We start from the raw sequence: 21,494 nt of genomic DNA, 5'->3' as shown, positions 1-21,494 counted from the left end.
AGAAAGGTCAGGACTTGCGCCCAGCGCGCGGATGGGCCTGGTCGTAGGCCTTGGCCAGATGCTGGAAATCCAGCCGCGTGTAGATCTGCGTGGTCGAGATGTTGGCGTGGCCCAGCATCTCCTGCACGGCGCGCAGGTCTTGCGCGGATTGCAGGACGTGGCTGGCGAAACTGTGGCGCAGCACGTGGGGGTGCACATGCGTGGGCACGCCCGCCGTCTGCGCGATGCGCGCAAGCTGCAACTGCACCACGCGGGGTGAAATGCGGCGTCCGCGGGCGCCCAGGAATAACGCGGCCGCGTCTGCGGGCGGCGGCGAGGGCAGCGCAAGCTGCGGACGCACCTCGATCCACTTGCGCAGCGCGGCCAGGGCCTGCTGACCGACCGGCACTGAGCGGCGTTTACCGCCCTTGCCCAGCACCACGACTTCGGCATCATCCAGATTCAGCCAGCCGCGCGACTCGTAATCGGCGGTGCGCTCGTAGCGCAGGTCCAGTCCCACCAGTTCCGACAGCCGCAGTCCGCTGGAATACAACAGCTCGAACATGGCCTGGTCGCGCAGCGCGGCCGGTTCGGTGGCGACCTGTGCCGGCGCGCTTTCCAGCAGAGCCTGGGTCTGTTCGACCGACAAGGCCTTGGGCAGGCCTCGGGGCGCTTTGGGCGCGCGTACGCCCGCGACGGGATTGCCGGCCAGTTCGACGGCCGGCGCCCACCATTGATAGAAACCGCGCCACGCCGCGAGTGTGCGGGCGAGACTGCGCGGGCCGCGGCCTTGCGCGTGCAGGCGCGCGACGAACTGCCGGATGTGGCCGTTGCCGAGCTTGTCGAGCGGCAGACCGGCCTTGTCGGCCAGTTCGCGCAGAAAATGCAGTTCGCGCCGGTAGCCGTCCAGCGTATGGGGCGAGTACCGGCGGTTGGTCTCCAGATGGCGCAGCCAGGCGCGCATCGGATCCGGCAGCGGGGGCGGATTGTTGGCTTGCTCGGTTACTTGCTCGGCTTCTTGCTCCGCATTCTGCTCGGCGTTCTGCATCGCGTTGTCCTTGTCCGCCCCGGCAGCCTTACGCCTTGGGCGAGGCCGGATTCAACCGGTGCAAAGCCGCCGACGCCAGCTGGCCGACGGATTCAAGAAACGTCGTCCCCATTTCCGGCGTGAAACGTTCCGGGTCGTCTGAACCCAGCACCAGCAGGCCCACGGCCGCGCCGTCGGCTTCAAGGCGCAGGGGAACCAGCGCCAGCGACTTGGGCTTGGCGTCCAGCCACGCCACCGCTTCGAAGGCGGTGTCGGCGCCGACATACGGCGTTTTCAGGCTGTCGGTGAAGGTGCGCACGTCATCGGATACGGGCTCGCCGTAGCCGTGATCGGGCAGGTCAGACAGGTTCCACAGGCGCAGCGCCACGTGGTTCAGTTCGAATTGTTCGGCCAGGCCCAGCGCGATTTCGCCGGGCACCAGCTGAGGATCGCATTCGGACAGCAGGCGGCAGCACCACTTGGCCACGTGCGAACCGATGGTCTCGTTGGCGGTGGCGTTGCGGACCAGTTCGTTCAGGCGCCATTCGAGTTCGCGGGTGCGCTCGCGCAGCGTGAGGATCTGGCGTTCGCCCAGCGAGATGGCGCGCGAACCGTGCGGATGCGGCACCTGCAGGGTGGCGAAGACTTCGGCGTGTTCGTCGAAGAAGCCGGGGTTCTCTTGCAGGAAGGTTGCGATGTCCTGGGCGGTGAAAGCGGTATCGGTCATAGAGTTATCGGTTCAGCGCCATGGAAAAGACGAGCTTGTCGATGTCGACCTGGCCCGTGAAGACGGATTCGGCCGGGCCGGTCATGCGGAGTTGTTCGCCGTTCCAGGCGACGGTCAGCACGCCGCCGAGCGCTTGTACGCGCACGGGCGAATCGAGCAGGCCGCGGCGGATGCCGGCCGCGACGGCGGCGCAGGCGCCCGTGCCGCAGGCCAGTGTTTCGCCGACACCGCGCTCGAAGACGCGCAGGCGGATGTTGTTGCGGTCGACAACCTGCATGAAGCCGGCGTTGACGCGGCGCGCAAAGCGCGGATGGGTTTCGATCAGCGGCCCCAGCACGGCGACGGGCGCGGTGTCGACGTTGTCGACGACCTGCACGGCGTGCGGGTTGCTGATGGCGACGGCGGACAGAGTGACCGTGCGGGGAAATCCGGCGGGGGCGTCGAGGTCCAGTTCCCAGAGGGTGTCCTGGCCCTGCGTGACGGAAGGCAGGCCGGCAGTGTCGAAGGGCAGCGCGGCTGGATCAAAGCGGGTGCTGCCCATTTCCACGGTGACCTGCTCGTCGTCGCCTTCGTCCAGGACGAGGATGCCGGTGGCGATCTCGGCGCGAAGCGGATTGCGGTCGGACAGGCCTTGCTCGTGCACGAAGCGCACGAAGCAGCGGGCGCCATTGCCGCAGTGTTCGACCTCGGATCCGTCGGAATTGAAAATGCGGTAGCGGAAGTCGGCGTCCGGCCGCGTGGCGCGTTCGACCAGCAGGATCTGATCGGCGCCGACGCCGAAGTGGCGGTCGCCGAGGGCGCGCGCGCGTTCGGGCGTCATCTCGATGGTCTGGCGGACCCCGTCGAGCACAACGAAATCGTTGCCCGCGCCGTGCATTTTGGTGAAGTTCCAGTTCATCTGCGGATTATCCCCCATTCTCGCGGTGCGGCGAGTGCGCGCCGCGGTTCAGTACAGCTTGGCTTCGCCTTCGGGGCGTGTCTTGAAGCGGCGATGCACCCAGTAATACTGGCTGGGGCAGCGGCGCACCCAGGATTCGAGTTCGCGGTTCAGGCGGGCGGTGGCCGCTTCCAGCGTGTCGTCGCCCGGAAAGTCGTCAAGTGGCGGCAGCACGTCGACATGGTACTTGCCGGTGTCAGGATTCCAGAACCCCACGATAGGCAGGACGGCGGCGTTCCATTTCTGGGCGAGCTGCGCTGTGGCGAGCAGCGTGGCGGCGGGCACACCGAAAAACGGCACGAAGACCGAGCCCTGCCGGCCGAAGTCCATGTCGGGCAGGTAGTAGACCGGGCGCGGGGCGCGCAGGTGCCGGATCAGGTCGCGCACGCCGTCCTTGCGGCTGACCAGGAATACTTCGTTGAAGCGCGCGCGCCCGGCGGCCACGACGGCGTCGATGTGCGGATCGCTTTGCGGCGTATACATGGTGGCCGCGCTGGGCACTTCCATGGTCAGGCGGGTGGCGGCGGCGTCCAGCGCGATGAAGTGGGGCGCAAGCAGGATGACCGAACGGCCCTCGGCCGTCAGCGCGTTGATGCGGTCGGCGCCGGTCTGCGTGACCATCTCCTTGATGGCCTCGGGCGTGCCGTACCACAGCACGCCGCGGTCGACGATGGATTGCGCCAGCGCGCGGAAGTGATCGGCCACCCACTGCTCGCGCACGGCCTCGGGCTGGTCGGGAAAGCTCAGTTCAAGATTGCGGCGGACGATGCGCGCGCGCGACTTGGCCAGCCGCGGCGCCAGCCAGCCCAACACCGCGCCGATGCGCAGGCGCGTCGACGGCTTGATGCGGCCGAACCATTTCAGCAGGATAACCAGCGTGCGCGTTTTTCTATCGTTCATGGATGTGGATGGAGACCGGACGGCGGGATGAGCCAGGGTTCAAGCGGTCGGGGGCGCCGGTTCAGCGTCGGGCGCCGGGGTGGCGCCGCGCGGAGTCTTGTAGCGGTTGTAGCTCCAGAGGTACTGATCTGGGCAGCGGCGGATCAGCGTTTCCATCGCGGCGTTGATGAGGGCGGCCTGGGCCTCGGGCTCGGCGGGCAGCGGCTCGGGCACGCGCACGTAGTGGATGCGCCAGCCTCGGCCCTTGGGCAGGCGTTCGCCGGCCGTAAGGATGATGGGGACGTTGGTCTGGGATGCAAGCTTGCCGGGCAGCGTCATGGTGTAGGCCAGGCGCCCGAAGAACGGCACCCACACGCCGTCGCCCACGCTGGGCGCCTGGTCGGGCAGCATGCCGACGGATTCGCCGCGTCGCAGCGCGCGCACGAACTCCCGCACGCCCTGCATGTTGGCGGGCACCGCATTGACGGCCGAGCTGTTGCGCGCCGTTTCCAGCAAGGGCGCCAGCGCTTCCTTGCGCGGGGGGCGGAACATCACCGTCATGGGCATCTGGCGGGCCAGGTAGCGCGCGGTGATCTCAAAGCAGCCCAGGTGCGGCGTCAGGAACAGGATGCCGCGGTTCTCGGCGCGGGCGGCGGCGACCACGTCGTCATCGTCGGAGACCACCTGCGCCAGGCTTTCCTGGTTGCGGAACCAGACGCGGGGATTCTCGAGAATCATTGCGCCGGCTTCAGCCGCCGCGCGCCGGGCGAACGCCGCGCCGGGGTAGCCCGCCTGCGCCGCATTGGCCTGCAGGCGCCGCCGGTACTTGCCCGGCAAGGCGTAGATGGCGCGTCCCGCGAACCTTCCGATCGCATGCGCGACGGGGAGCGGCAGGGCGGCAAAAAGTCGGAACAGGGGCAGCAACATGCTTCAAAAGGTTGAAATCGGGCAGGGTAATACTGCTGATCGAGGCATATGGATACACCCCGGCAACAAGCATAAGAACGGCATTTTCGCTTAAAATGCGCCCAGTCGCCGAGTTAACCGACAACTTGCGGGGCGACGGCAAGGGTACTGCGCTTCGCGCAGCCTGCGCCAAATCCGCTAAAGCGTCGCGCCCAGTTGGCATTGCATTGCAGACCGGGGTGCAACGCGCCTCGAGAACCTATGCGCCGGCAAGACCGGACAATAAGGACGCATCTGTGGCCAACAACGATTTTCTCTTCACTTCCGAATCCGTCTCCGAAGGGCACCCCGACAAGGTTGCCGACCAGATCTCCGATTCGATCCTCGACGCCATCTTCACGCAAGACCCGAACGCGCGTGTCGCAGCCGAAACGCTGTGCAACACCGGTCTCGTCGTGCTGGCTGGCGAAATCACCACCACCGCCAACGTCGACTACATCCAGGTCGCGCGCGACACGATCCGCCGCATCGGCTACGACAACACCGAATACGGCATCGACTACAAGGGTTGCGCGGTGCTCGTCGCCTACGACAAGCAGTCGCCCGACATCGCGCAGGGCGTTGACCGCAGCTCGGAAGACTACCTGAACCAGGGCGCCGGCGACCAAGGCCTGATGTTCGGCTACGCCTGCGACGAAACCCCCGACCTGATGCCCGCGCCGATCTGGTACGCGCACCGCCTGGTGCAGCGCCAGAGCGAACTGCGCAAGGACGGCCGCCTGGGCTGGCTGCGTCCGGACGCCAAGTCGCAGGTCACGTTCCGCTACGTCGACGGCCGTCCCGCCGAAGTCGACACCGTGGTGCTGTCGACCCAGCACGCGCCCGAAGTCTCGCAAGAGACCATCCGCGAAGCGGTCATCGAAGACATCATCAAGCCCAGCTTCCCCGAAGGCCTGATCACGCCCAAGACCAAGTTCCTGGTCAACCCGACCGGCCGCTTCGTCATCGGCGGCCCGCAAGGCGATTGCGGCCTGACCGGCCGCAAGATCATCGTCGACACCTACGGCGGCGCTTGCCCGCACGGCGGCGGCGCGTTCTCGGGCAAGGATCCGTCCAAGGTCGACCGTTCGGCCGCCTACGCCGCCCGCTACGTGGCCAAGAACATCGTGGCCGCCGGTCTGGCGCGCCAGTGCCAGGTGCAGGTCAGCTACGCCATTGGCGTGGCCGAACCCATCAACATCACCGTCTACACGGAAGGCACCGGCGTCATCCCCGACGACCAGATCGCCAAGCTGGTGCGCGAGCACTTCGACCTGCGTCCGAAGGGCATCGTGAACATGCTGGACCTGCTGCGCCCGATCTACACCAAGACCGCCGCCTACGGCCACTTCGGCCGCTCCGAGCCGGAATTCTCGTGGGAAGCCACGGACAAGGTCCAGGAACTGAAGAAGTCCGCCTGACGCGATCCAGGATCCGCGATGCGGATAACGAAAAGCGCCCGATTGGGCGCTTTTTCGTTTTGTGCCGCCGATGAACGGGGTTCTTGATTCACGGCGCGCGCCGGCCGGGCCGGGCTTCTGCCGTGACTGCGCGCGGCGTCAAAGCCCCCAGGCGGACAGATCCGGATGCAGCGGGGTTGGAGACAGCACCGTTTCCAGCGCCGCTGCGCAGTCCAGCAGCGCGGCGTCACCGCCTGCGGGCGCCAGCAGTTGCACGGCGCACGGCATGCCGTCCATGTCCAGGCCCGCCGGCAGTGCAATGGCCGCCGCGCCCAGGAAGTTGGCCGGGCGCAGCAGCTTGCCCAGGCCGGCGTGGCGCGTGTCCTGCGCGTCCAGCGCCTGGGCAACCTGATCGCTGGCCGGCATGAGCAGGGCGTCAACGCCCCGCATCGCTGTTTCGAAAGCCGCCATGTCGGCCTGGCGGCGCAGCAGCGCGGCCTCGTAGCTCGCCTGCGTGATCCGGCCGCCAGCGGCGATGCGCGCGCGCACCACGTCCCACAACGGTTGCGAGGCGTCTTCGGCCAGGGCGCCGAAATAGCGGAAGGCTTCGTACGCCAGCACCAGCGAGTTGTCTTCTGCCATGCGCGCGAACGACAGCGAGGCGGGCGGGTGCCAGGCGGTGGGCGTGAAGCCAGCCTCGGCCAGGCGTCCCTGCGCCGCGTGCCAGGTTTGCAGCGCCTCGTCGGTCAGCGGGGCCGGCCAGGCCTGCGGCGCCAGTACGGCGACGGCGCCCGGTTGGCGCGCGGCGGCGTGACGCAGGCTGGTGAAGCGGGCGGCCGGCGGCGCCAGCGTGGCGCCGTCATCGACGTCCGGGGCGGCCAGCAGTTGGGTCAGGAGGCGGGCGTCGCCGACGCTGCGCGCGATCGGGCCCAGCACGTCCAGCGTGTCTGACAGCGGCAGGCAGCCCGCGCGGCTGATAAGGCCGGAGGACGGCTTGTAGCCGACCACGCCATTCAACGCCGCCGGCGCGCGCACCGAGCCGCCGGTGTCGCCACCCAGCGCCAGCGGCGCCAGACCGGCCGCGACCGCCACGCCCGCGCCGCTGGACGAGCCACCCGGCGCGCGCGCCACCGTTGCGTCCCACGGATTGCGGGCGGTGCCCTGCGTCGGGTTCTGTCCCGACAGCCCGAACGCGAACTCCGTCATGCGCGTCTTGCCCAGGATCACCATGCCTTGCGCCGCCAGCCCGCGCGTTGCCGCGGCGGTTTCCGTGCTGACGACGCCGGCGCGCGCCTGCGAGCCGCCGGTGCACGGCGTGCCTTCCCACTGCACGCTGTCCTTCACCGCGACCGGCACGCCATGCAGCGGGCCCAGAGTGATGCCGGCGTCCAGCAAACGGTCTGCCGCCTCAGCCTGCGCCAGCGCGCGCTCGGCCGTGACCACGCTGTAGGCGGCCAGTGCGGCGCCGCGCTCGATGCGGTCGAGGAAATGCAGGGTAAGGTCGCGCGACCGGAGCTTGCGCTCGCGGATGGCGCGGGCAAGCTGGCGGGCGTCCTGGAAATGCAGAGTGGTGTCTTGGGCGGGCATGTGTCTCGTCGAAATGGAAAAAGCCTTCCGGTCCTCGGCGGGACCGGAAAGCGATCTGATCGGGATGGCTGGGCGGGATGGCCTACCGGGGCTGGTCTATTTCAGGACCTGGCCTTTCGTCTCGGGCATGCGGATGAAGGTGATCAGCGTGATCACGGCGCCCGCCAGCACGTAATAGAAGAACCAGCGCTCCATGCCCTTGCTTTGCAGCCAGGTCAGCAGGTAGGGCGTGGTGCCGCCCAGCAGCGCGACGACCAGGTTGTACGGCGTGCCGATGCCGACGGCGCGCACGCTGGTGGGAAACTGCTCGGACATGATGGCCGGGGCGATCGCGGTGTACATCGCGTAGAGCACCAAACCGAACAGTTCGACGGCCAGGATCGAACCGAATGACGGCCCGAGCGTGGTCATGACCGGATAGAAGAAGATCAGGTAGCCGGCGGCAAAGAAGATCAGTTGGGGCTTGCGGCCGATGCGGTCGGACAGCATGCCGAACAGCGGCTGCACCAGCATGAATACGATCAGCGCGACGGTGTTGGCCGCAAACGCGGTCTTGGGGTCGGCGCCGACCTGCCGGATGGCGTAGGTGGGCACGTAGGCCACGAAGATGTAGAACGCGAACGTGGTCAGCACCGAGAAGCCCACGATGCGCAGCACCTCGCGCGGATGGTCGCGCAGCAGCGTGCGCAGCGGCTGCTTTTCGATGCCGGCCTTCTTGGCGTGCGAGAAGGCTTCGGTTTCCGGGATGGCACGGCGGATCCACATGCCGGCCAGGCCGCCCAGCGCGCCCAAGAGGAACGGGATGCGCCAGCCCCACTCGGCCATGTCGGCCTTGGTGAGAACGGTGGTCAGGATCCAGCCCACGGCCGAGGCGGCCAGGATGCCGACCGCGGCGCTGAAGAAGACGAAGCTGGAATAGAAGCCGCGCTTGTTCGGCGGCGCCATTTCCGCCAGGAAGGTCGTGGCCGAGGCATACTCTCCGCCCAGCGACAGGCCTTGCAGCAGGCGCGCGGCGGTCAGCAGCAGCGGCGCAGCGATGCCGATGGTGGCGTAGGTGGGCGTGATGGCGATGATGAGCGAGCCGCCCGCCATCATCAGGATCGTCAGGCCCAGCGCGGCCTTGCGGCCGTAGCGGTCGGAGAAGATGCCGAGCACCCATCCGCCCACCGGACGCATGAAGAAGCCCACCGCGAAGATGCCGAACGTCGCAAGCAGGGCAGTGGTTTCGTTGCCGGGCGGGAAGAACTGGCTGGAAAAGAAAATGGCAAACGACGCGTAGATGGTCCAATCGAACCATTCCACCGCATTGCCTACACTACCGGCCAGAATCGTGCGGCCGCGCGAAACGGGCGGGGCGCTTGCGCCTTGCGCCGCGCGCAAGGTTGCGGATGTGCTGCTCATGACGTCCTCAAATTTTGTTTGTTTTTTGGTCAAATAGACCAGTAAATTTTGTGTTTTTATCAATGCGCGAACGTTAGATTAATGGATATGGTCACGTCAAGTAAGGGTAATTCCCTAAGCGCCGCGTTGGACGACACGGATCTCGCGTGCCTCGTCGCGCTGCAGGCGCAGCCTCGCGCGTCCTGGCGCGAGCTGGGCGCGGCGACCGGCATCGCCGAGCGAACCGTCGCGCGGCGCATCAAGCGCCTGATGGACGCGGACGCGCTGCGCGTCATCGCGGAACCGGACCCGCTGGCCACCGGCCGCGGCGTGGTGCTGCACGCCTGGGTGCGCTGCCGGTCTGGCCGGGTGCCGGAGGTGGCCGACCAACTCGCGAAGCTGGACATCAGCCAGCTCGTGGTGACGCTCGCCGGTTCCGCCGATCTGATGGCCGAGCTGACGCTGGCCGACGCGGCCGATATGCCGGACGTAGTGACCCACGTGCTGCCGTCCATCGACGGGGTGGAGCACGTGGAGGCGCGGCTGGTGCTTCGGCCGTTCCGGCGCGCGGGTCAGTGGCGCATTCAACCGGCGTCTGAAGGCGATGCGGACGCGCCGCTGCTGTCCCCGCCAGCCGCGCTGACCGATCCCGAGCAGCGCATGGTGTCGCACCTGATGCGCGATGGCCGCGCCAGCCTGGCGGAGCTGGCCGAACGATCCGGCGTCAGCGAGCCCACCGCGCATCGTCTGCTGCAAAACCTGGTGGAGCGCCGCGCGCTGAGCTTTCGCGTGGAAGTCGAGCCGGCGCTGGTCGGCTTTCCGGTGGAAGCGGTGATCTCGGTGCAGGTGCGTCCGCAAACGGTAGACGCGCTGGCCGCGCATCTGGCGCTGGACCCCAATACCCGCTGCCTGTTCGGCACCAGCGGCGCGTCGCAGCTTTTCTGGCACGTGCTGTGCCGCGACAGCCTGCATCTGTGGGACGTGGTGACGCGGCGGCTGGGTGAGCTGGACGGCGTGCTGAACAGCGAAGTCGGCGTGGTGATGCGCGCGCACAAGCGTTGCGGCATCGTGCGCGCGGGCGCGCGGCTGGGGGCGGACGCCGCGTGATGTTCACGCGGGGCCGCCTTCGGCCCTTCCGGCCCTTCAGACCCTTCAGACCCTTCAGACCCTTCAGACCCTTCAGACCCTTTAGACCCTTTCGGCGGCCACATTTCCAGGCGGCCGCCCAGGTTCTCCGGGTCCGCTACGCCCCGAGATACGCGCGCGCCAGCGCGCCGTCCTTGGCAATGTCTTCCGCGGCGCCGTGCGCGGCGACCCGGCCGGATTCCAGCACGTACGCGCGGTCGGCCAACGACAGCGCCAGCGCCGCCATCTGGTCCACCAGCAGGATGGTCATCGACTCCTTGCGCAGCCGGTCCAGCGCATCGAACAGCTCGTCGATGATCTTGGGAGCCAGGCCCAGCGACGGCTCGTCCAGCAGTAGGATCACGGGCTTGGCCATCAGGCCGCGCGCGATCGCCAGCATCTGTTGTTCACCGCCCGACAGCAACCCCGCGCGCTGGTGCAGCCGTTCGCGCAGCCGCGGAAAGCGCGTCAGCATTTCCTCGACACGCGCCTCACGATCCTGCGGATGCAGGAAGGCGCCCAGGCGGATGTTGTCCAGCACGCTCAGTCCGGGAAACACCTGACGTCCTTCCGGCACCAGCACCAGGCCGCGCGCCACGATGCGATCAGCGGCCAGACCGTGCAGCTCCTGACCCTGCAGGTGCATGCCGCCCTGCGCGGGCCGGTGCAACCCGGCGAGCGTGCGCATCAGCGTGGACTTGCCCGCGCCGTTCGCGCCCAGCAGCGCCACCATCTCGCCTTGCCTGACCTGCAGGTCGATGCTGTGCAGCACGGGATTGGCGCCGTAGCCGGTCGTGAGATTGCCCACACCCAGCACCTCGGGCGGCAGCGCCTCGCCCGCCGGCCTGCGCCGCGCGGCGGGCGCCCGGCGCGCGGCCTCGTCGCCCAGATAGGCCTGCCGCACTTCCGGCGATTGCTGGATCGCGGCGACGCTGCCCTGCGCCAGTTCGCGTCCGGCGTCGATCGCCACGATGTGGTCGGACACGCCCATCACCAGCGTCATGTCGTGCTCGACCAGCAGCACGCCCGCGCCCGCCTCGGCAATGCGCCGCAGCAGCCCGGCAAGCCGCGTCTTGTCCTCGCGCGACAGGCCCGCTGCGGGCTCGTCCATCAGCAGCACGTCGGCATCGGTGGCCAGCGCGCGCGCAATCTCCACCAGCCGCCGGTCCACGTGCGGCAGGTCGGCCGCGGGAATGTCCAGCGCGCCTTCGTAGCCGCAGAACGCGAGCAGGGCGCGCGCGCGTTCGCGCACGTCGGGCGCCAGGTAGCGGCGCGACGCCAGCAGCCCGCCCAACCGTCCGCGCAGCATGCCCAGCGCGACGTTGTCTTCGACGCTCAGCGTGTCGAAGAGCTGCGAGGTCTGGTAGGTGCGTGCAATGCCGCTGCGCGCCACGCGATGCGCGGGCAGCGCGGCCAGCGGCGCATCGCCCAGCGCCACGCGGCCGCTGGTCGGTTGGTAATAGCCGCTCAGCATGTTGATGACGGTGGACTTGCCCGCGCCGTTGGGGCCGATCAGCGCCGTCACCGCACCGGGCGGCACCGTGAACGACACGGCCTGCACGGCGCGCACGCCGCCGAAGGTCATGGTGAGCGCGTCGGCCTGCAACGTGCGGCGCGCACGCGCGGTCGCAGGCAACGCGCCGTGGCGCGGCGCAAGCCCTTGCGTCTGCGCGCGCCGCCGCCAGCGCGCCAGCAGCCCGGCGGCGCCTTCGGGCGCGGCCCATAGCACCACCAGCAGGAAGGCGCCGAAGAACAGCAGCCGGTATTCCTCCAGGCTGGACAGCACTTCGGGCAGCAGGCCCACCACCACCGCACCTAGCAGCGGCCCGGCCAGCGAGCCCGCGCCGCCGATGGTCACCGCCAGCACGAAAAGAATGGACTGCATGAAATTGAAGTTGTGCGGCGTGATCATGCCCGTGAGCGGCGCATACAGCCCTCCCGCCAGGCCGACCACCGCGGCCGACACCATGAAGGCCACCGCTTTGACCACCAGCGGATTGATGCCGATGGATTCGCTGGCTGTCTCGCTGTCCTTGACCGCACGCATGGCCGCGCCCCACGCGCCGCGCGACAGCAACGCATAGCCGATCAGCGCGGCAAACACCGCCACGATGGCAAGCATGGCCACGCCGCGGTCGCCGCCCAGGCTGCCGAGGGCCGGCTGCACAATGCCCATCAGGCCGTTCTGCCCGCCCGTGACCGAGCCGCCTTCGATCAGCGCGTGTTCCACGATGAAGCCGAAGGCGATGGTGATCATCGCCAGATACGGGCCTTTCACGCGCAGCGCGGGCACGGCGAGCAGCAGGCCGAACGCGCCACACACGAGCGCCGCGGCCGGCCACGCCAGCCAGAAGCTCCATTCGGCCTGGCCGGTCAGGATCGCGACGGTGTACGCGCCGATGGCATAAAAGCCCGCGTGGCCGAACGACATCTGGCCGGTCAGACCCAGCAGCACGTTCAGGCCGATGCCAGCCAGCGCCAGCAGCGCCACATTGCCCAGCACGAAAACGTAGTAGCCGTTGACGGTGGCGGCCAGTATCAGCGCCGCCACGGCCAGCAGGGCATACAGCGCCGGCGGCAGCCAGCGCATTGCGGATTGCTTGTTCATCAGACCTTCCTCACATCGGCGCGCCCGAACAGGCCATTGGGCAGCACGGCCAACATGACGATCACCAGCGTGAAGCTGATGATCTGCGTATACCCGGAGCCCAGCGCCACGGTGATCAGCGCTTCGACCACGCCAAACAGCAGGCCCGCGATCATCACGCCCCACGCGCTGGTGATGCCGCCCAGGATGGCGACCACATAGGCCTTCAAACCGAACAGCGTGCCCATGTCCGCCTGCACGTTAAAGAGCGGCGCGACCAGCGCGCCGGCCACGCCCGCGAACAGCGTGGACACCGCGAAGGCGGCCATGATGGCGTGGCGCACGGGAATGCCCATCAGCCGCGCGGCGTTCGGGTTCTGCACCACGGCCAGCAGCGCCACGCCCCAGCGCGTGCGGCGTGACAAGGTGTGCAGCGCAGCCGCCAGCGCCAGACCCACCACCGGGATCAGCAGTTGCAGCGGATAGATGCCCAGGCCCAGCCCGCCGATCTCCAGCGGCGATTGCGCCAGCGGAGAGGGCAGGCTGCGCGGCTCCTTGCCGAACGTGAACATGACCACGTTGTCCAGCACGATGCCCAGCGCCACCGTGGACATGAGCCACGCATTGGAGCCGCGGCTGGCAAACGGGCGCACCGCCAGCCGCTCCACGACCAGGCCGTACAGCGCGCAGAGCGCCAGCGCAAACAGCAGCGCCACGGCCAGCGGCCACCCCAGCGTCTGGGCGAACGTGTAGGTCAGCACGGCGCCCAGCATCATGGAACTGCCCTGGGCGAAGTTCACTGTGCCGGACACGGCATAGGTCAGGTAAAAGCCCAGGGCCATCAGCCCATACATGCTTCCCAGTCCCAGGCCGCTGACGATGGCGGACATCAACAACATGCGCGTCTCCCGCGGCGTCTGGCCGCTTTACTGCACGCCCTTGACGGGCAGGATGCGGTTGTCGATGAACTGCGTCCACACGTAGTCGTCCTCACGCAGCGCATCGTGCGAGGCCGGCGTGAAAGGCTGCTCATACGTTTTGATCAGGCCTTCGTACTTGCCGATCTTGTAGAAGCCCTGGCGCACCGCGTCGCCATCGGTCGAGCCGGCCTGCGCGATGGCCAGCGCGGCAAGCTGCATGCCGTCGTACGCGTTGGCCACGCCAACGGCCGGGGTGATGTCCTGCGGACCCTTGATGTCGGAATACTTGGTCTTGAGCGCCTGCATCACCTTGTCGCCCACCGGCCCCTGCTTGCCGAAGAAGCTGTAGGTCTGCACGAAGTGCACGTTCTTGGCGTTGGGACCGGCCAGTTCCGTAAAGCGGCCGCCGGCCGGGCCCCAATGCGACACGATCGGCACCTTCCAACCCATGCGGTCCAGCGACTTCACCACCTGCGCGGACGGGCCCACGTTGCCGACCAGGAACAGCGTGTCGGCGCCGGCGGCCTTCAGGCGGCTCAGTTGCGGCACGATGTCCAGATCGTTGGGCTGGAATTTTTCGACGCCGGCGGGCGTGATCTTGGCGGTCGCCAGCGCGGCGTTCAGGCCTTTCTCGTTGGATTCGCCCCAGGGGTTGTTCACCAGGATCATGCCGGGCTTGGCGCTCTGGAACGTCTTCTGCGCGTACTGGACCATCGCGCTGTCGACGATCTCGTCCATCGCCGACACGCGGAACACGAAGTTGGGATTGCCCTTGTTCTGCGTGATGGCGGTGCCCGCGGCCCACGGCCCCATGAACGGCACCTTCTCCTGGTTCACGATGGGAACGATGGCCATGGAGACCGGCGTGTCCAGGCCGCCGAACAGCACGGCGACCTTTTCCTTGTAGATCAGCTCGCGCGCGGCGGCCATGCCCTTGGCAGGATTGCCTTCGTCGTCGCGGCGCACCAGCACGACCTGGCGGCCGTCCAACAAGCCGCCGCGCGCGTTGATCTCGTCAATGGCGATGGTGATGCCGCGCGTCAGCGCTTCGCCGGCGCGCGCCGACTCCCCGGATAGCGCGGTGATCAGACCGATCTTGATCGGGTCCGCTGCCAGCGCCGGCTGCGAGGCAAGGCCCGCGGCGAAAAGCGCGGCGGCGGCCGCGTGGCGCATGAAGGAACGACGGGTCGGGGTCATCGGGACACTCCTGAAAAAGTGGAATGAATCTTGCATGGGGTTAAGTGCTGCTTCGTTCCCTTATGCAAGATCCATGCCACCTGATCCGCGTTCATTGCTGCATGCCGCTTTCGCCCCGCCGCCGCTGGGCGCGGGCAGTGCAGGCGGGATATGTGCACACCGATGTCAGGATTTTGTCGCCAAAACCGCAGCGATTTTGTTCACAATCATGCTTCAGGATTTGCACCAAAATGAATCCATCCTCGCTTCCAAGCACTAAACCGGGGCGCGAAGGCAACGCCGCCTGGACGCCGCAACCGCTGGCCTGCCACGGCCGCTTTCCGTACCGCGCCATCGCGGGCCGCGCCGACTATTCGTGGCCGAACGGCGCACGCCTGGCCGTGTACCTGGGCTTCAACATCGAGCACTTCGCGTTCGGGGAAGGACTGGGCGCGGAACTCGGCCCGGCCTCGCCCCATCCGGACGTCCTGAACTACGCCTGGCGCGAATACGGCAACCGCGTGGGCGCGTGGCGCTGCCTGGAACTCTTCGACGAGCTGCGCCTGCCGGCCGGCGTGCTGATCAACACCGCGCTGTATGAGCATTGCCCCGATCTGGTGGACGCCTTCCTGGCGCGCGGTGACGAGCTCATCGGACACGGCTACAGCAACGCGCACCGGCAGGGCGGATTGCCCGAGGCCGAGGAACGCGCGCTGCTAGCGCACTGCCGCGATCGCATCCTGCGGCACGCGGGCAGCGAGCCGGCGGGTTGGCTGTCGCCGTGGATTTCGGAAAGCCACGCCACGCCCGACCTGCTGGCCGAGGCGGGCTACCGCTACACCCTGAATTGGTGCCACGACGACCAGCCCATGCGTATGCGCACCCGCGCGGGCGACCTGTGGGCCATTCCGTATCCGCAGGAACTCAACGACATTCCGATGATCATGGGCCGCAAGATGGACGCGCGCGATTTTGCCGATATGATCCTTGACCAGTTCGAGGAGATGCGCGCGCAGGCGGTGCGCCAGCCGCTGGTCATGGGCATTGCGCTGCATCCCTACATCGTCGGCCAGCCTTACCGGTTGCGTCACCTGCGGCGCGCGCTGGCGCCACTGGCCGCCGCCCGTGACCGTGGCGAGATCTGGTTCACCACGCCAGGCGAGATCTGCCGGCATGTGGACGGCTTGCCGCCGGGTGTGATCGTTTAGGAGCCGCAGTGCCAAGTCCAACCCAATCCCGCCGCGCCGCCGCCGCGCGGTCCAAGCCCCCCAAGCCCGCCGCGGACGATGACGTCCTGCCCGACGCCGACATGGAACGCCGCATCTGCGAAGCGGTCTACGAAAGCGTGATGAGCCAGCGCCTGACGCCTGGCACCAAGCTGCCCGAGGCCGCGATCTGCGAGCTGTTCGGCGTATCGCGATCGGTGGCGCGCAAGGCGTTGCAGCGGCTGGCGCACGAGCACGTCGTGGACCTGCACCACAACCGCGGCGCGGTGGTGGCCGAACCCACGCCCGAGGACACCCGCCAGATCTTCCAGGCGCGCCGCGCGCTGGAGGCGGCCTTGCTGCCGTTGGCCGCAGCCCGCGCCACGCGCGCCGACTACGCCTCGCTGCGCAAGCAGTTGCGTGACGAGCATGCGCTGCTGCACCGCGCCGGGCAACCGGCCTGGGCACGGCAGGCCAGCGCGTTTCACGTGCGGCTGGGCGAACTGTCCGGCAACACCATCCTGCACGGCTACCTGGCCGAGCTGGTCTCGCGCTGCTCGCTCATCGTGGCGCTGTACGAGCCGCCCGGCAACGCCGCCTGCGAACACGGCGAGCACGTGCTGATCGTGGACATGATGGAGCGCGGCGACGTAGCCGAAGCCGTGCGGACCAACGACAACCACCTGGCGGACCTGGAGCGGCGCATCAGCCTTGAGCGCCCGCAGCCCGCGCAAACCCTTGCCCAGATGCTGGGACTGGCCTGACATGGAAATCGACTTCGACGCTATCACCGAATATCAGCGCTACAAGCTGATGGCCAGCCTGATCGTGCCCCGTCCGATCGCGCTGATCACGACGCTGTCCGAGAAGGGCGTGGTCAATGCCGCGCCGTTCAGCATGTTCAACATGCTGGGCGAGGACCCGCCCATCGTGATGGTCAGCATCAACCGCCTGGAAGACGGCAGGCTGAAGGACACCGCGGTCAACATCGCGCGCGACCGCGAGTTCGTCGTTCACCTGACCGACGAAGCCATGGCCGAAAAGATGCACCGCTGCGGCGACCGCCTGCCCTCCGATGTCAGCGAACTGGCGCACGCGGGCCTGGACGCCGCGCCCAGCCACCGCGTCGCGCCGCCGCGCATCGTGCAAGCGCCCGTCGCCTTCGAATGCACGCTGTTCGAGACCATGGAGACCGCCAGCCGCCAGATCTTCATCGGCCAGGTGCGCTGGCTGCATGCGCGCGACGGCCTGATCGACACGGAAACGTGGCGCGTGCGCCTGCAGGATTACTTTCCGGTGGGCCGGTTTGGCGCCAGCTTTTACGTGCGGACGCGGGATCGCTACGCCATCGACGCGGAAAAGAACGCGCCGGCCAGCACGGCCATCGACGAGATCTGAGGCCTCACCACACGGCGGCGTCGGAGCCGGGTGCCCGCAGGCGGCGCGCAAAGCGTCGCGACAGGAAGTCCACGAACGCCAGCGTCTTGGCCGGCAGGTTCAGGCGTTCCGGGTACAGCGCGTAAATATCCGCGGGCGGCGTGCGCCAGTCGGTCAGCACTTCTTGCAACCGGCCCGCGCGCAGGTGCGCCGCCGTTTCCCATTCGGACCGCATGACGATGCCGTGGCCGTCCAGCGCCCATTCCAGCGCGCTCTGGCCGTCGTTCGAACTGACCGGGCCGCGCACCTTCACTGTTTCCGCGCGCGCGCCGGATTCCAGCCGCCAGGTGCCGTAGGCCACGTCGTTCTCGCGCACGACGATGCAGCGGTGGCGCTGCAGGTCGCCGGGGGCGCGCGGCTCGCCATGAATCTCCAGGTAGCGCGGCGACGCGCACAGCAGGCGCCGGTTTGAGGCGATCCTGCGCGCCGTCAGCCGCGCGTCCGGCAGGTCGCCGAAGCGCACCGCCACGTCAAAGCCTTCCTCGATCAGATTGAGCGGCCTGTCGGTCAGGCGCATCTGCACTTCCACGTCGGGAAACTGCCTGCAGAAATCCGAAACGGCGGGCACGATGTGCGCGCGTCCAAAGCCGAACGTCGCGTTCAGGCGCAGCAGCCCCTGCGGTTGGGCGCGGGCGCTGGACACCGAACGTTCCAGCGCCTGCAGATCGGCCAGGATGCGCGCGCCTTCGGCCAGGTACAGCTCGCCTTCCTGCGTGACGCTGACGCGGCGCGTGGTGCGGTTCAGCAGACGCACGCCCAGCCGCTGCTCCAGCTTGGCCAGTCGGGTGCTGATCGCGGGCGGCGTCAGCCCCAGTTCCCGCGCCGTGGCCGAGAGGTTGCCGTGCTTGACCACTAGCGAGAAGAAGGCGAGATCGGAGAGCGCGTCCATGGCGATTTATAAATTGAATTTAATAAAGATTTATAAATTCAACGAATTATAAGAACGAAACCGGCCTATACACTGGGTTTACCGATACAGAGCCGCGCCACGCGGCCACACGAGGAGACCCGAAATGAAGATAGCCAGATTGGCCGGCGCATTGTGCGCGGCCGTTGCCGCATCCTGTTGGGCCCATGGCGCTGCGGCCAGCAATGCCTTTCCTGAACGCGCGGTGACGCTGATCGTGCCGTTCGCGCCGGGCGGCAGCGTGGACATCGCGGCCCGCCTGATCGCCGACGCGTGGGCGAAGGAACTGGGGCAGAGCGTGATCGTCGAAAACCGCGCCGGCGCGTCCGGCAACATCGGCATGTCGGCCGTGGCGCGCGCAGAACCGAACGGCTACACGCTGGGCATCAACACCATGTCGCTGGCGATCAATCCGGCGCTCTTCAAGAACATGCCATTCGACACCGCGAAGGATCTGCGCTCGGTGGGAACGGTGGGCACGTCCCAGCACGTGCTGACGGTCACCAATTCGTTGCCCGTTGCGTCGGTGAGCGAGCTGCTGACGTACGTGCGTGCGCGTCCCGCGCACGAACTGAGCTTTGGCTCGGCCGGCACCGGCAGCACGTTCCACATGGCCGCGGAGCTCTTCAAGTCCGTGTCCAAGACGCAGATCATGCACGTGCCGTACAAGGGCGGCGGCCCGGCCATGCTCGACACGATCAGCGGCCAGGTGCAGATGAGTTTTCCGGTGCTGTCCGCCGCCAAACCGCAGGTCGACGGCAAGAAGCTGCGCGCGCTCGGGGTGACCGGCACAAAGCGCTCGCCGCTGCTGCCCGACGTGCCGATCATCGCCGAGTCTGGTCTGCCTGGCTATGAATTCAACACCTGGTTCGTCGTCAGCGCGCCGGCCGGCACGCCGCAGGCGGTGATCGACACGCTGAACGCGAAGCTGGGGCAGGCGCTGAAAACGGACGCGCTGACGCAACGCATGCAGCGGGAGGGGTTTGAACCGCTGATCACCACGCCGGACAAGACCGACGCGATGGTGGCCGCCGAGATGACGCGCTGGTCCGGCATCGTCAAGGAAGCCGGCATCGAGGCGAACTGATCGCGCAGGATGCACCCGCAATAGCCGGCGGCAATACCGCCGGCCGCAATACCCGCCCGCGCGCACCGCGGGCGCCTCTTTCAAGCAAGGAAGCACAGACATGCCCGGCATGACGCTTTACGACAAACTGGTGGCCAGCCATGAAGTGGCCCGGATCGACGCCGAGCACGTGCTGCTTTACGTCGACCTGCACATCATGAACGAGTACACCAGCCCGCAGGCCTTCAGCGGCCTGGCCGCGCGGGGCCGCGACGTATGGCGCCCGGGCCAGCAGATGGCGGTGGTGGACCACATCATCCCCACGCATCCCGTGCCTTCCGCGCTGCGCGTGATTGCGGACGATGCGTCGTCGCGGCAGGCGCTGAACCTGAAGCGCAATTGCGATACGCAGCACATCGCGCTCTTTGACACCACCGATCCGCTGCAAGGCATCGAGCATGTCATCGCGCCGGAACACGGCATGATCCTGCCCGGCATGGTGGTGCTGTGCGGCGACAGCCACACCACCACGTACGGCGCGTTGGGCGCGCTGGGCTTTGGCATCGGCACCAGCGAGGTCGAGCACATTCTGGCAACGCAGACGCTGGTCTACCGCGTGGCGCGCAACATGCGGATCCGCATCGACGGCGTGCTGCCGGCGCATGTGTCGGCCAAGGATCTGGTGATCTACATCGTGCATCGCATCGGCGCGCAGGGCGCGCGCGGCCATGCCGTGGAGTTCTGCGGCGAGGCGGTGGCCGCGCTGTCGGCCGAAGCGCGCATGACCCTGTGCAACATGACGGTCGAAGCCGGCGCACGCGCCGCGCTGATCGCGCCGGACGCCGTCACCGACGCCTACGTCACGGCGCACGCGCCGCAGCTGCGCGGCGCCATGCTGGACGACGCGCGCGCCTGGTGGGCCACGCTGCGCTCGGACGACGACGCGCGCTTCGATGTGGAACACGCGTTCGACGCGGGCCGCATCGCGCCGTTTGTGACGTGGGGCACGAGCCCCGATCAGGCAATGCCGGTCGATGGCGCCGTGCCGGATCCGCGGGACGAGCCCGACGCGCTGGCCCGGCTGGCGCTGGAAAAAGCCATGGACTACATCGGCCTGGCCGCGGGCGCGCCCATCGCGGGGGTGTCGATCGACCGCGTCTTCATCGGTTCCTGTACCAACGGCCGGATCGAGGACCTGCGCGTCGTGGCGGATCTGGCGCGCGGCAAAAAGGTGGCGGCAGGGGTGCGCGCGATGGTGGTGCCCGGATCTGGCGCAGTGCGCGCGCAGGCCGAAGCCGAAGGGCTGGCCGCCGACCTGATCGCGGCCGGCTTCGAATGGCGCCAGCCCGGCTGCTCGATGTGCCTGGCCATGAACGACGACGTGCTGCGCCCCGGCGAGCGCTGCGCGTCCACCACGAACCGCAATTTCGAGGGACGCCAGGGGCGGGCAGGGCGCACGCACCTGATGAGTCCCGCAATGGCCGCAGCGGCTGCGCTGGCGGGCCGTATCGTCGACGTGCGCACCTGGGGAGACGCCAAATGAATGCCATGACCGAAGGCGTGGCCGCGCCGCTGCCGTATTCCAATCTGGACACCGACCAGATCATGCCCAAGCAGTTCCTTCGCATCATCGACAAGGCCGGGCTGGACAAGGGTCTGCTGTACGACCTGCGCTTTGACGAAGCGGGCGCGCCGCGTCCGGACTGCGTGCTGAACCAGCCTGCGTACGCGGGCACGTCCATTCTGGTGGCGGGCCCGAACTTCGGCTGCGGTTCCAGCCGCGAGCACGCCGTCTGGGGCTTGCAGCAGTTCGGCATCCGGGCGGTGATCGCGTCGAGCTTCGGCGAAATCTTCTACTTCAACGCGCTCAACAACGGCCTCTTGCTGGTGACGTTGCCAGCGGCCGAGGTCGACGCCTTGCTCTCGAAGGTGTCCAATACGGCGGCCGGCGCAAACCGCGTCAGCATCGACGTGATGGCCGGGCAGGTGCGCGCGGCCGACGGCTGGACCGCACACTTTGACCTGCCGGCGCGGCATCGGCACATGTTCGCGCAGGGACAGGACATGGTGGGTGCAACGTTGCAGCAACTGCCCGAGGTCGAGCGTTTTGAAGCCCGCCATTGGGCGCGCTTTCCGTGGATGAAGGACGTGGCGCGTCAGGTGCGCGACCGGCTGGACGCCGCCTAGCGCGTAACGTGCGCGACAACAAA

Annotated in this window: 19 protein-coding genes; 8 read left to right on the top strand and 11 right to left on the bottom strand. The window is 68.0% G+C overall.

The window, feature by feature from the left end; genetic code table 11:
- Nucleotides 1-7: 7 nt before the first annotated feature.
- From xerC to AC6CIE_RS23850, 5 genes are all read right to left on the bottom strand, one after another.
- Nucleotides 8-943, bottom strand: a complete 936-nt coding sequence (gene xerC / locus AC6CIE_RS23870; protein WP_175186212.1) for a tyrosine recombinase XerC — start codon at nt 941-943, stop codon at nt 8-10.
- A gap of 112 nt (nt 944-1,055) precedes the next feature.
- Nucleotides 1,056-1,733: a DUF484 family protein gene (locus tag AC6CIE_RS23865; protein ID WP_175136852.1), complete on the bottom strand. Its 678-nt coding sequence runs from the start codon at nt 1,731-1,733 to the stop codon at nt 1,056-1,058.
- A gap of 4 nt (nt 1,734-1,737) precedes the next feature.
- Complete coding sequence (gene dapF / locus AC6CIE_RS23860) at nt 1,738-2,649, bottom strand: diaminopimelate epimerase (protein WP_191577599.1); 912 nt, start codon at nt 2,647-2,649, stop codon at nt 1,738-1,740.
- A 30-nt stretch (nt 2,650-2,679) separates the two neighbouring features.
- On the bottom strand, nt 2,680-3,570 hold the full coding sequence (locus AC6CIE_RS23855) for a lysophospholipid acyltransferase family protein (RefSeq protein WP_498094286.1): 891 nt from the start codon (nt 3,568-3,570) through the stop codon (nt 2,680-2,682).
- 39 nt (nt 3,571-3,609) lie between these two features.
- Nucleotides 3,610-4,476: a lysophospholipid acyltransferase family protein gene (locus tag AC6CIE_RS23850; protein WP_175124920.1), complete on the bottom strand. Its 867-nt coding sequence runs from the start codon at nt 4,474-4,476 to the stop codon at nt 3,610-3,612.
- A gap of 275 nt (nt 4,477-4,751) precedes the next feature.
- Between AC6CIE_RS23850 and metK the strand changes: the two genes are divergently transcribed.
- Complete coding sequence (gene metK, locus AC6CIE_RS23845; RefSeq protein ID WP_056327270.1) at nt 4,752-5,915, top strand: methionine adenosyltransferase; 1,164 nt, start codon at nt 4,752-4,754, stop codon at nt 5,913-5,915.
- Between the two features lie 138 nt (nt 5,916-6,053).
- On the opposite strand, the gene AC6CIE_RS23840 is transcribed toward metK, so the two are convergent.
- Both AC6CIE_RS23840 and AC6CIE_RS23835 read right to left on the bottom strand, forming a co-directional pair.
- Entirely contained in the window at nt 6,054-7,481 is a 1,428-nt protein-coding gene (locus AC6CIE_RS23840) for an amidase (protein WP_498094284.1), read from the bottom strand.
- Between the two features lie 96 nt (nt 7,482-7,577).
- The gene (locus AC6CIE_RS23835) at nt 7,578-8,882 is read right to left on the bottom strand and encodes an MFS transporter (RefSeq protein ID WP_175124922.1); all 1,305 of its coding nucleotides are present in this window, start codon (nt 8,880-8,882) and stop codon (nt 7,578-7,580) included.
- An 81-nt stretch (nt 8,883-8,963) separates the two neighbouring features.
- Between AC6CIE_RS23835 and AC6CIE_RS23830 the strand changes: the two genes are divergently transcribed.
- Nucleotides 8,964-9,968, top strand: a complete 1,005-nt coding sequence (locus AC6CIE_RS23830) for an Lrp/AsnC family transcriptional regulator (RefSeq protein ID WP_313067918.1) — start codon at nt 8,964-8,966, stop codon at nt 9,966-9,968.
- 136 nt (nt 9,969-10,104) lie between these two features.
- Here the strand turns inward: AC6CIE_RS23830 and AC6CIE_RS23825 are convergent, their stop codons facing one another.
- From AC6CIE_RS23825 to AC6CIE_RS23815, 3 genes are read right to left on the bottom strand one after another with little or no spacing between them, the layout of a single operon-like run.
- Nucleotides 10,105-12,594, bottom strand: a complete 2,490-nt coding sequence (locus AC6CIE_RS23825) for a branched-chain amino acid ABC transporter ATP-binding protein/permease (protein ID WP_498094282.1) — start codon at nt 12,592-12,594, stop codon at nt 10,105-10,107.
- Entirely contained in the window at nt 12,594-13,472 is an 879-nt protein-coding gene (locus AC6CIE_RS23820; RefSeq protein ID WP_175124925.1) for a branched-chain amino acid ABC transporter permease, read from the bottom strand. The genes AC6CIE_RS23825 and AC6CIE_RS23820 overlap by 1 nt, the downstream gene beginning before the upstream one ends.
- 27 nt (nt 13,473-13,499) lie before the next feature.
- On the bottom strand, nt 13,500-14,690 hold the full coding sequence (locus AC6CIE_RS23815) for an ABC transporter substrate-binding protein (RefSeq protein ID WP_279975693.1): 1,191 nt from the start codon (nt 14,688-14,690) through the stop codon (nt 13,500-13,502).
- Nucleotides 14,691-14,920: 230 nt separating this feature from the next.
- Here AC6CIE_RS23815 and AC6CIE_RS23810 point away from each other — a divergent pair, with 230 nt between their 5' ends.
- Genes AC6CIE_RS23810 through AC6CIE_RS23800 form a run of 3 tightly spaced genes read left to right on the top strand, consistent with a single transcriptional unit; the run spans nt 14,921 to nt 17,272 of the window.
- Complete coding sequence (locus AC6CIE_RS23810; protein ID WP_498094280.1) at nt 14,921-15,877, top strand: polysaccharide deacetylase family protein; 957 nt, start codon at nt 14,921-14,923, stop codon at nt 15,875-15,877.
- 8 nt (nt 15,878-15,885) lie between these two features.
- Complete coding sequence (locus AC6CIE_RS23805) at nt 15,886-16,638, top strand: GntR family transcriptional regulator (RefSeq protein WP_175136845.1); 753 nt, start codon at nt 15,886-15,888, stop codon at nt 16,636-16,638.
- 1 nt (nt 16,639) lies between these two features.
- Nucleotides 16,640-17,272: a flavin reductase family protein gene (locus tag AC6CIE_RS23800; protein WP_498094278.1), complete on the top strand. Its 633-nt coding sequence runs from the start codon at nt 16,640-16,642 to the stop codon at nt 17,270-17,272.
- 4 nt (nt 17,273-17,276) lie between these two features.
- Here the strand turns inward: AC6CIE_RS23800 and AC6CIE_RS23795 are convergent, their stop codons facing one another.
- Nucleotides 17,277-18,200 carry a LysR family transcriptional regulator gene (locus AC6CIE_RS23795; RefSeq protein WP_498094276.1) on the bottom strand — a complete coding sequence of 308 codons (924 nt, stop codon included), beginning with the start codon at nt 18,198-18,200 and terminating at the stop codon, nt 17,277-17,279.
- Nucleotides 18,201-18,324: 124 nt separating this feature from the next.
- On the opposite strand from AC6CIE_RS23795, the gene AC6CIE_RS23790 reads away from it, so the two are divergent.
- The 3 genes from AC6CIE_RS23790 to leuD all read left to right on the top strand — a co-directional run bounded on the left by AC6CIE_RS23790 (nt 18,325) and on the right by leuD (nt 21,471).
- Nucleotides 18,325-19,305, top strand: coding sequence for a tripartite tricarboxylate transporter substrate binding protein (locus tag AC6CIE_RS23790; RefSeq protein ID WP_498094274.1), 981 nt, complete (start codon nt 18,325-18,327; stop codon nt 19,303-19,305).
- 100 nt (nt 19,306-19,405) lie between these two features.
- On the top strand, nt 19,406-20,827 hold the full coding sequence (gene leuC, locus AC6CIE_RS23785) for a 3-isopropylmalate dehydratase large subunit (RefSeq protein ID WP_498094272.1): 1,422 nt from the start codon (nt 19,406-19,408) through the stop codon (nt 20,825-20,827).
- Nucleotides 20,824-21,471 (top strand): 3-isopropylmalate dehydratase small subunit, encoded by a 648-nt coding sequence (leuD, locus tag AC6CIE_RS23780; protein ID WP_498094270.1) that lies wholly within the window; start codon nt 20,824-20,826, stop codon nt 21,469-21,471. Before leuC ends, leuD begins: the two co-directional genes overlap by 4 nt.
- Nucleotides 21,472-21,494 lie beyond the last annotated feature (23 nt).

The sequence above is a fragment of the Achromobacter sp. GQ309 genome (genome assembly GCF_059759315.1).
Note: the sequence above shows the minus strand (reverse complement) of the source record. Positions and strands in the feature narration are given on the sequence as shown.

Excerpts from the sequence above, each read along its gene's own strand:
- dapF (WP_191577599.1), bottom strand. The coding sequence starts at position 2,649 with ATGGGGGATAATCCGCAGATGAACTGGAACTTCACCAAAATGCACGGC.
- AC6CIE_RS23830 (WP_313067918.1), top strand. The coding sequence starts at position 8,964 with ATGGATATGGTCACGTCAAGTAAGGGTAATTCCCTAAGCGCCGCGTTG.
- AC6CIE_RS23795 (WP_498094276.1), bottom strand. The coding sequence starts at position 18,200 with ATGGACGCGCTCTCCGATCTCGCCTTCTTCTCGCTAGTGGTCAAGCAC.
- AC6CIE_RS23850 (WP_175124920.1), bottom strand. The coding sequence starts at position 4,476 with ATGTTGCTGCCCCTGTTCCGACTTTTTGCCGCCCTGCCGCTCCCCGTC.
- xerC (WP_175186212.1), bottom strand. The coding sequence starts at position 943 with ATGCGCGCCTGGCTGCGCCATCTGGAGACCAACCGCCGGTACTCGCCC.
- AC6CIE_RS23790 (WP_498094274.1), top strand. The coding sequence starts at position 18,325 with ATGAAGATAGCCAGATTGGCCGGCGCATTGTGCGCGGCCGTTGCCGCA.
- AC6CIE_RS23865 (WP_175136852.1), bottom strand. The coding sequence starts at position 1,733 with ATGACCGATACCGCTTTCACCGCCCAGGACATCGCAACCTTCCTGCAA.
- leuD (WP_498094270.1), top strand. The coding sequence starts at position 20,824 with ATGAATGCCATGACCGAAGGCGTGGCCGCGCCGCTGCCGTATTCCAAT.
- AC6CIE_RS23825 (WP_498094282.1), bottom strand. The coding sequence starts at position 12,594 with ATGAACAAGCAATCCGCAATGCGCTGGCTGCCGCCGGCGCTGTATGCC.
- AC6CIE_RS23840 (WP_498094284.1), bottom strand. The coding sequence starts at position 7,481 with ATGCCCGCCCAAGACACCACTCTGCATTTCCAGGACGCCCGCCAGCTT.
- AC6CIE_RS23815 (WP_279975693.1), bottom strand. The coding sequence starts at position 14,690 with ATGACCCCGACCCGTCGTTCCTTCATGCGCCACGCGGCCGCCGCCGCG.
- AC6CIE_RS23855 (WP_498094286.1), bottom strand. The coding sequence starts at position 3,570 with ATGAACGATAGAAAAACGCGCACGCTGGTTATCCTGCTGAAATGGTTC.
- AC6CIE_RS23820 (WP_175124925.1), bottom strand. The coding sequence starts at position 13,472 with ATGTTGTTGATGTCCGCCATCGTCAGCGGCCTGGGACTGGGAAGCATG.
- AC6CIE_RS23800 (WP_498094278.1), top strand. The coding sequence starts at position 16,640 with ATGGAAATCGACTTCGACGCTATCACCGAATATCAGCGCTACAAGCTG.
- AC6CIE_RS23835 (WP_175124922.1), bottom strand. The coding sequence starts at position 8,882 with ATGAGCAGCACATCCGCAACCTTGCGCGCGGCGCAAGGCGCAAGCGCC.
- leuC (WP_498094272.1), top strand. The coding sequence starts at position 19,406 with ATGCCCGGCATGACGCTTTACGACAAACTGGTGGCCAGCCATGAAGTG.
- AC6CIE_RS23810 (WP_498094280.1), top strand. The coding sequence starts at position 14,921 with ATGAATCCATCCTCGCTTCCAAGCACTAAACCGGGGCGCGAAGGCAAC.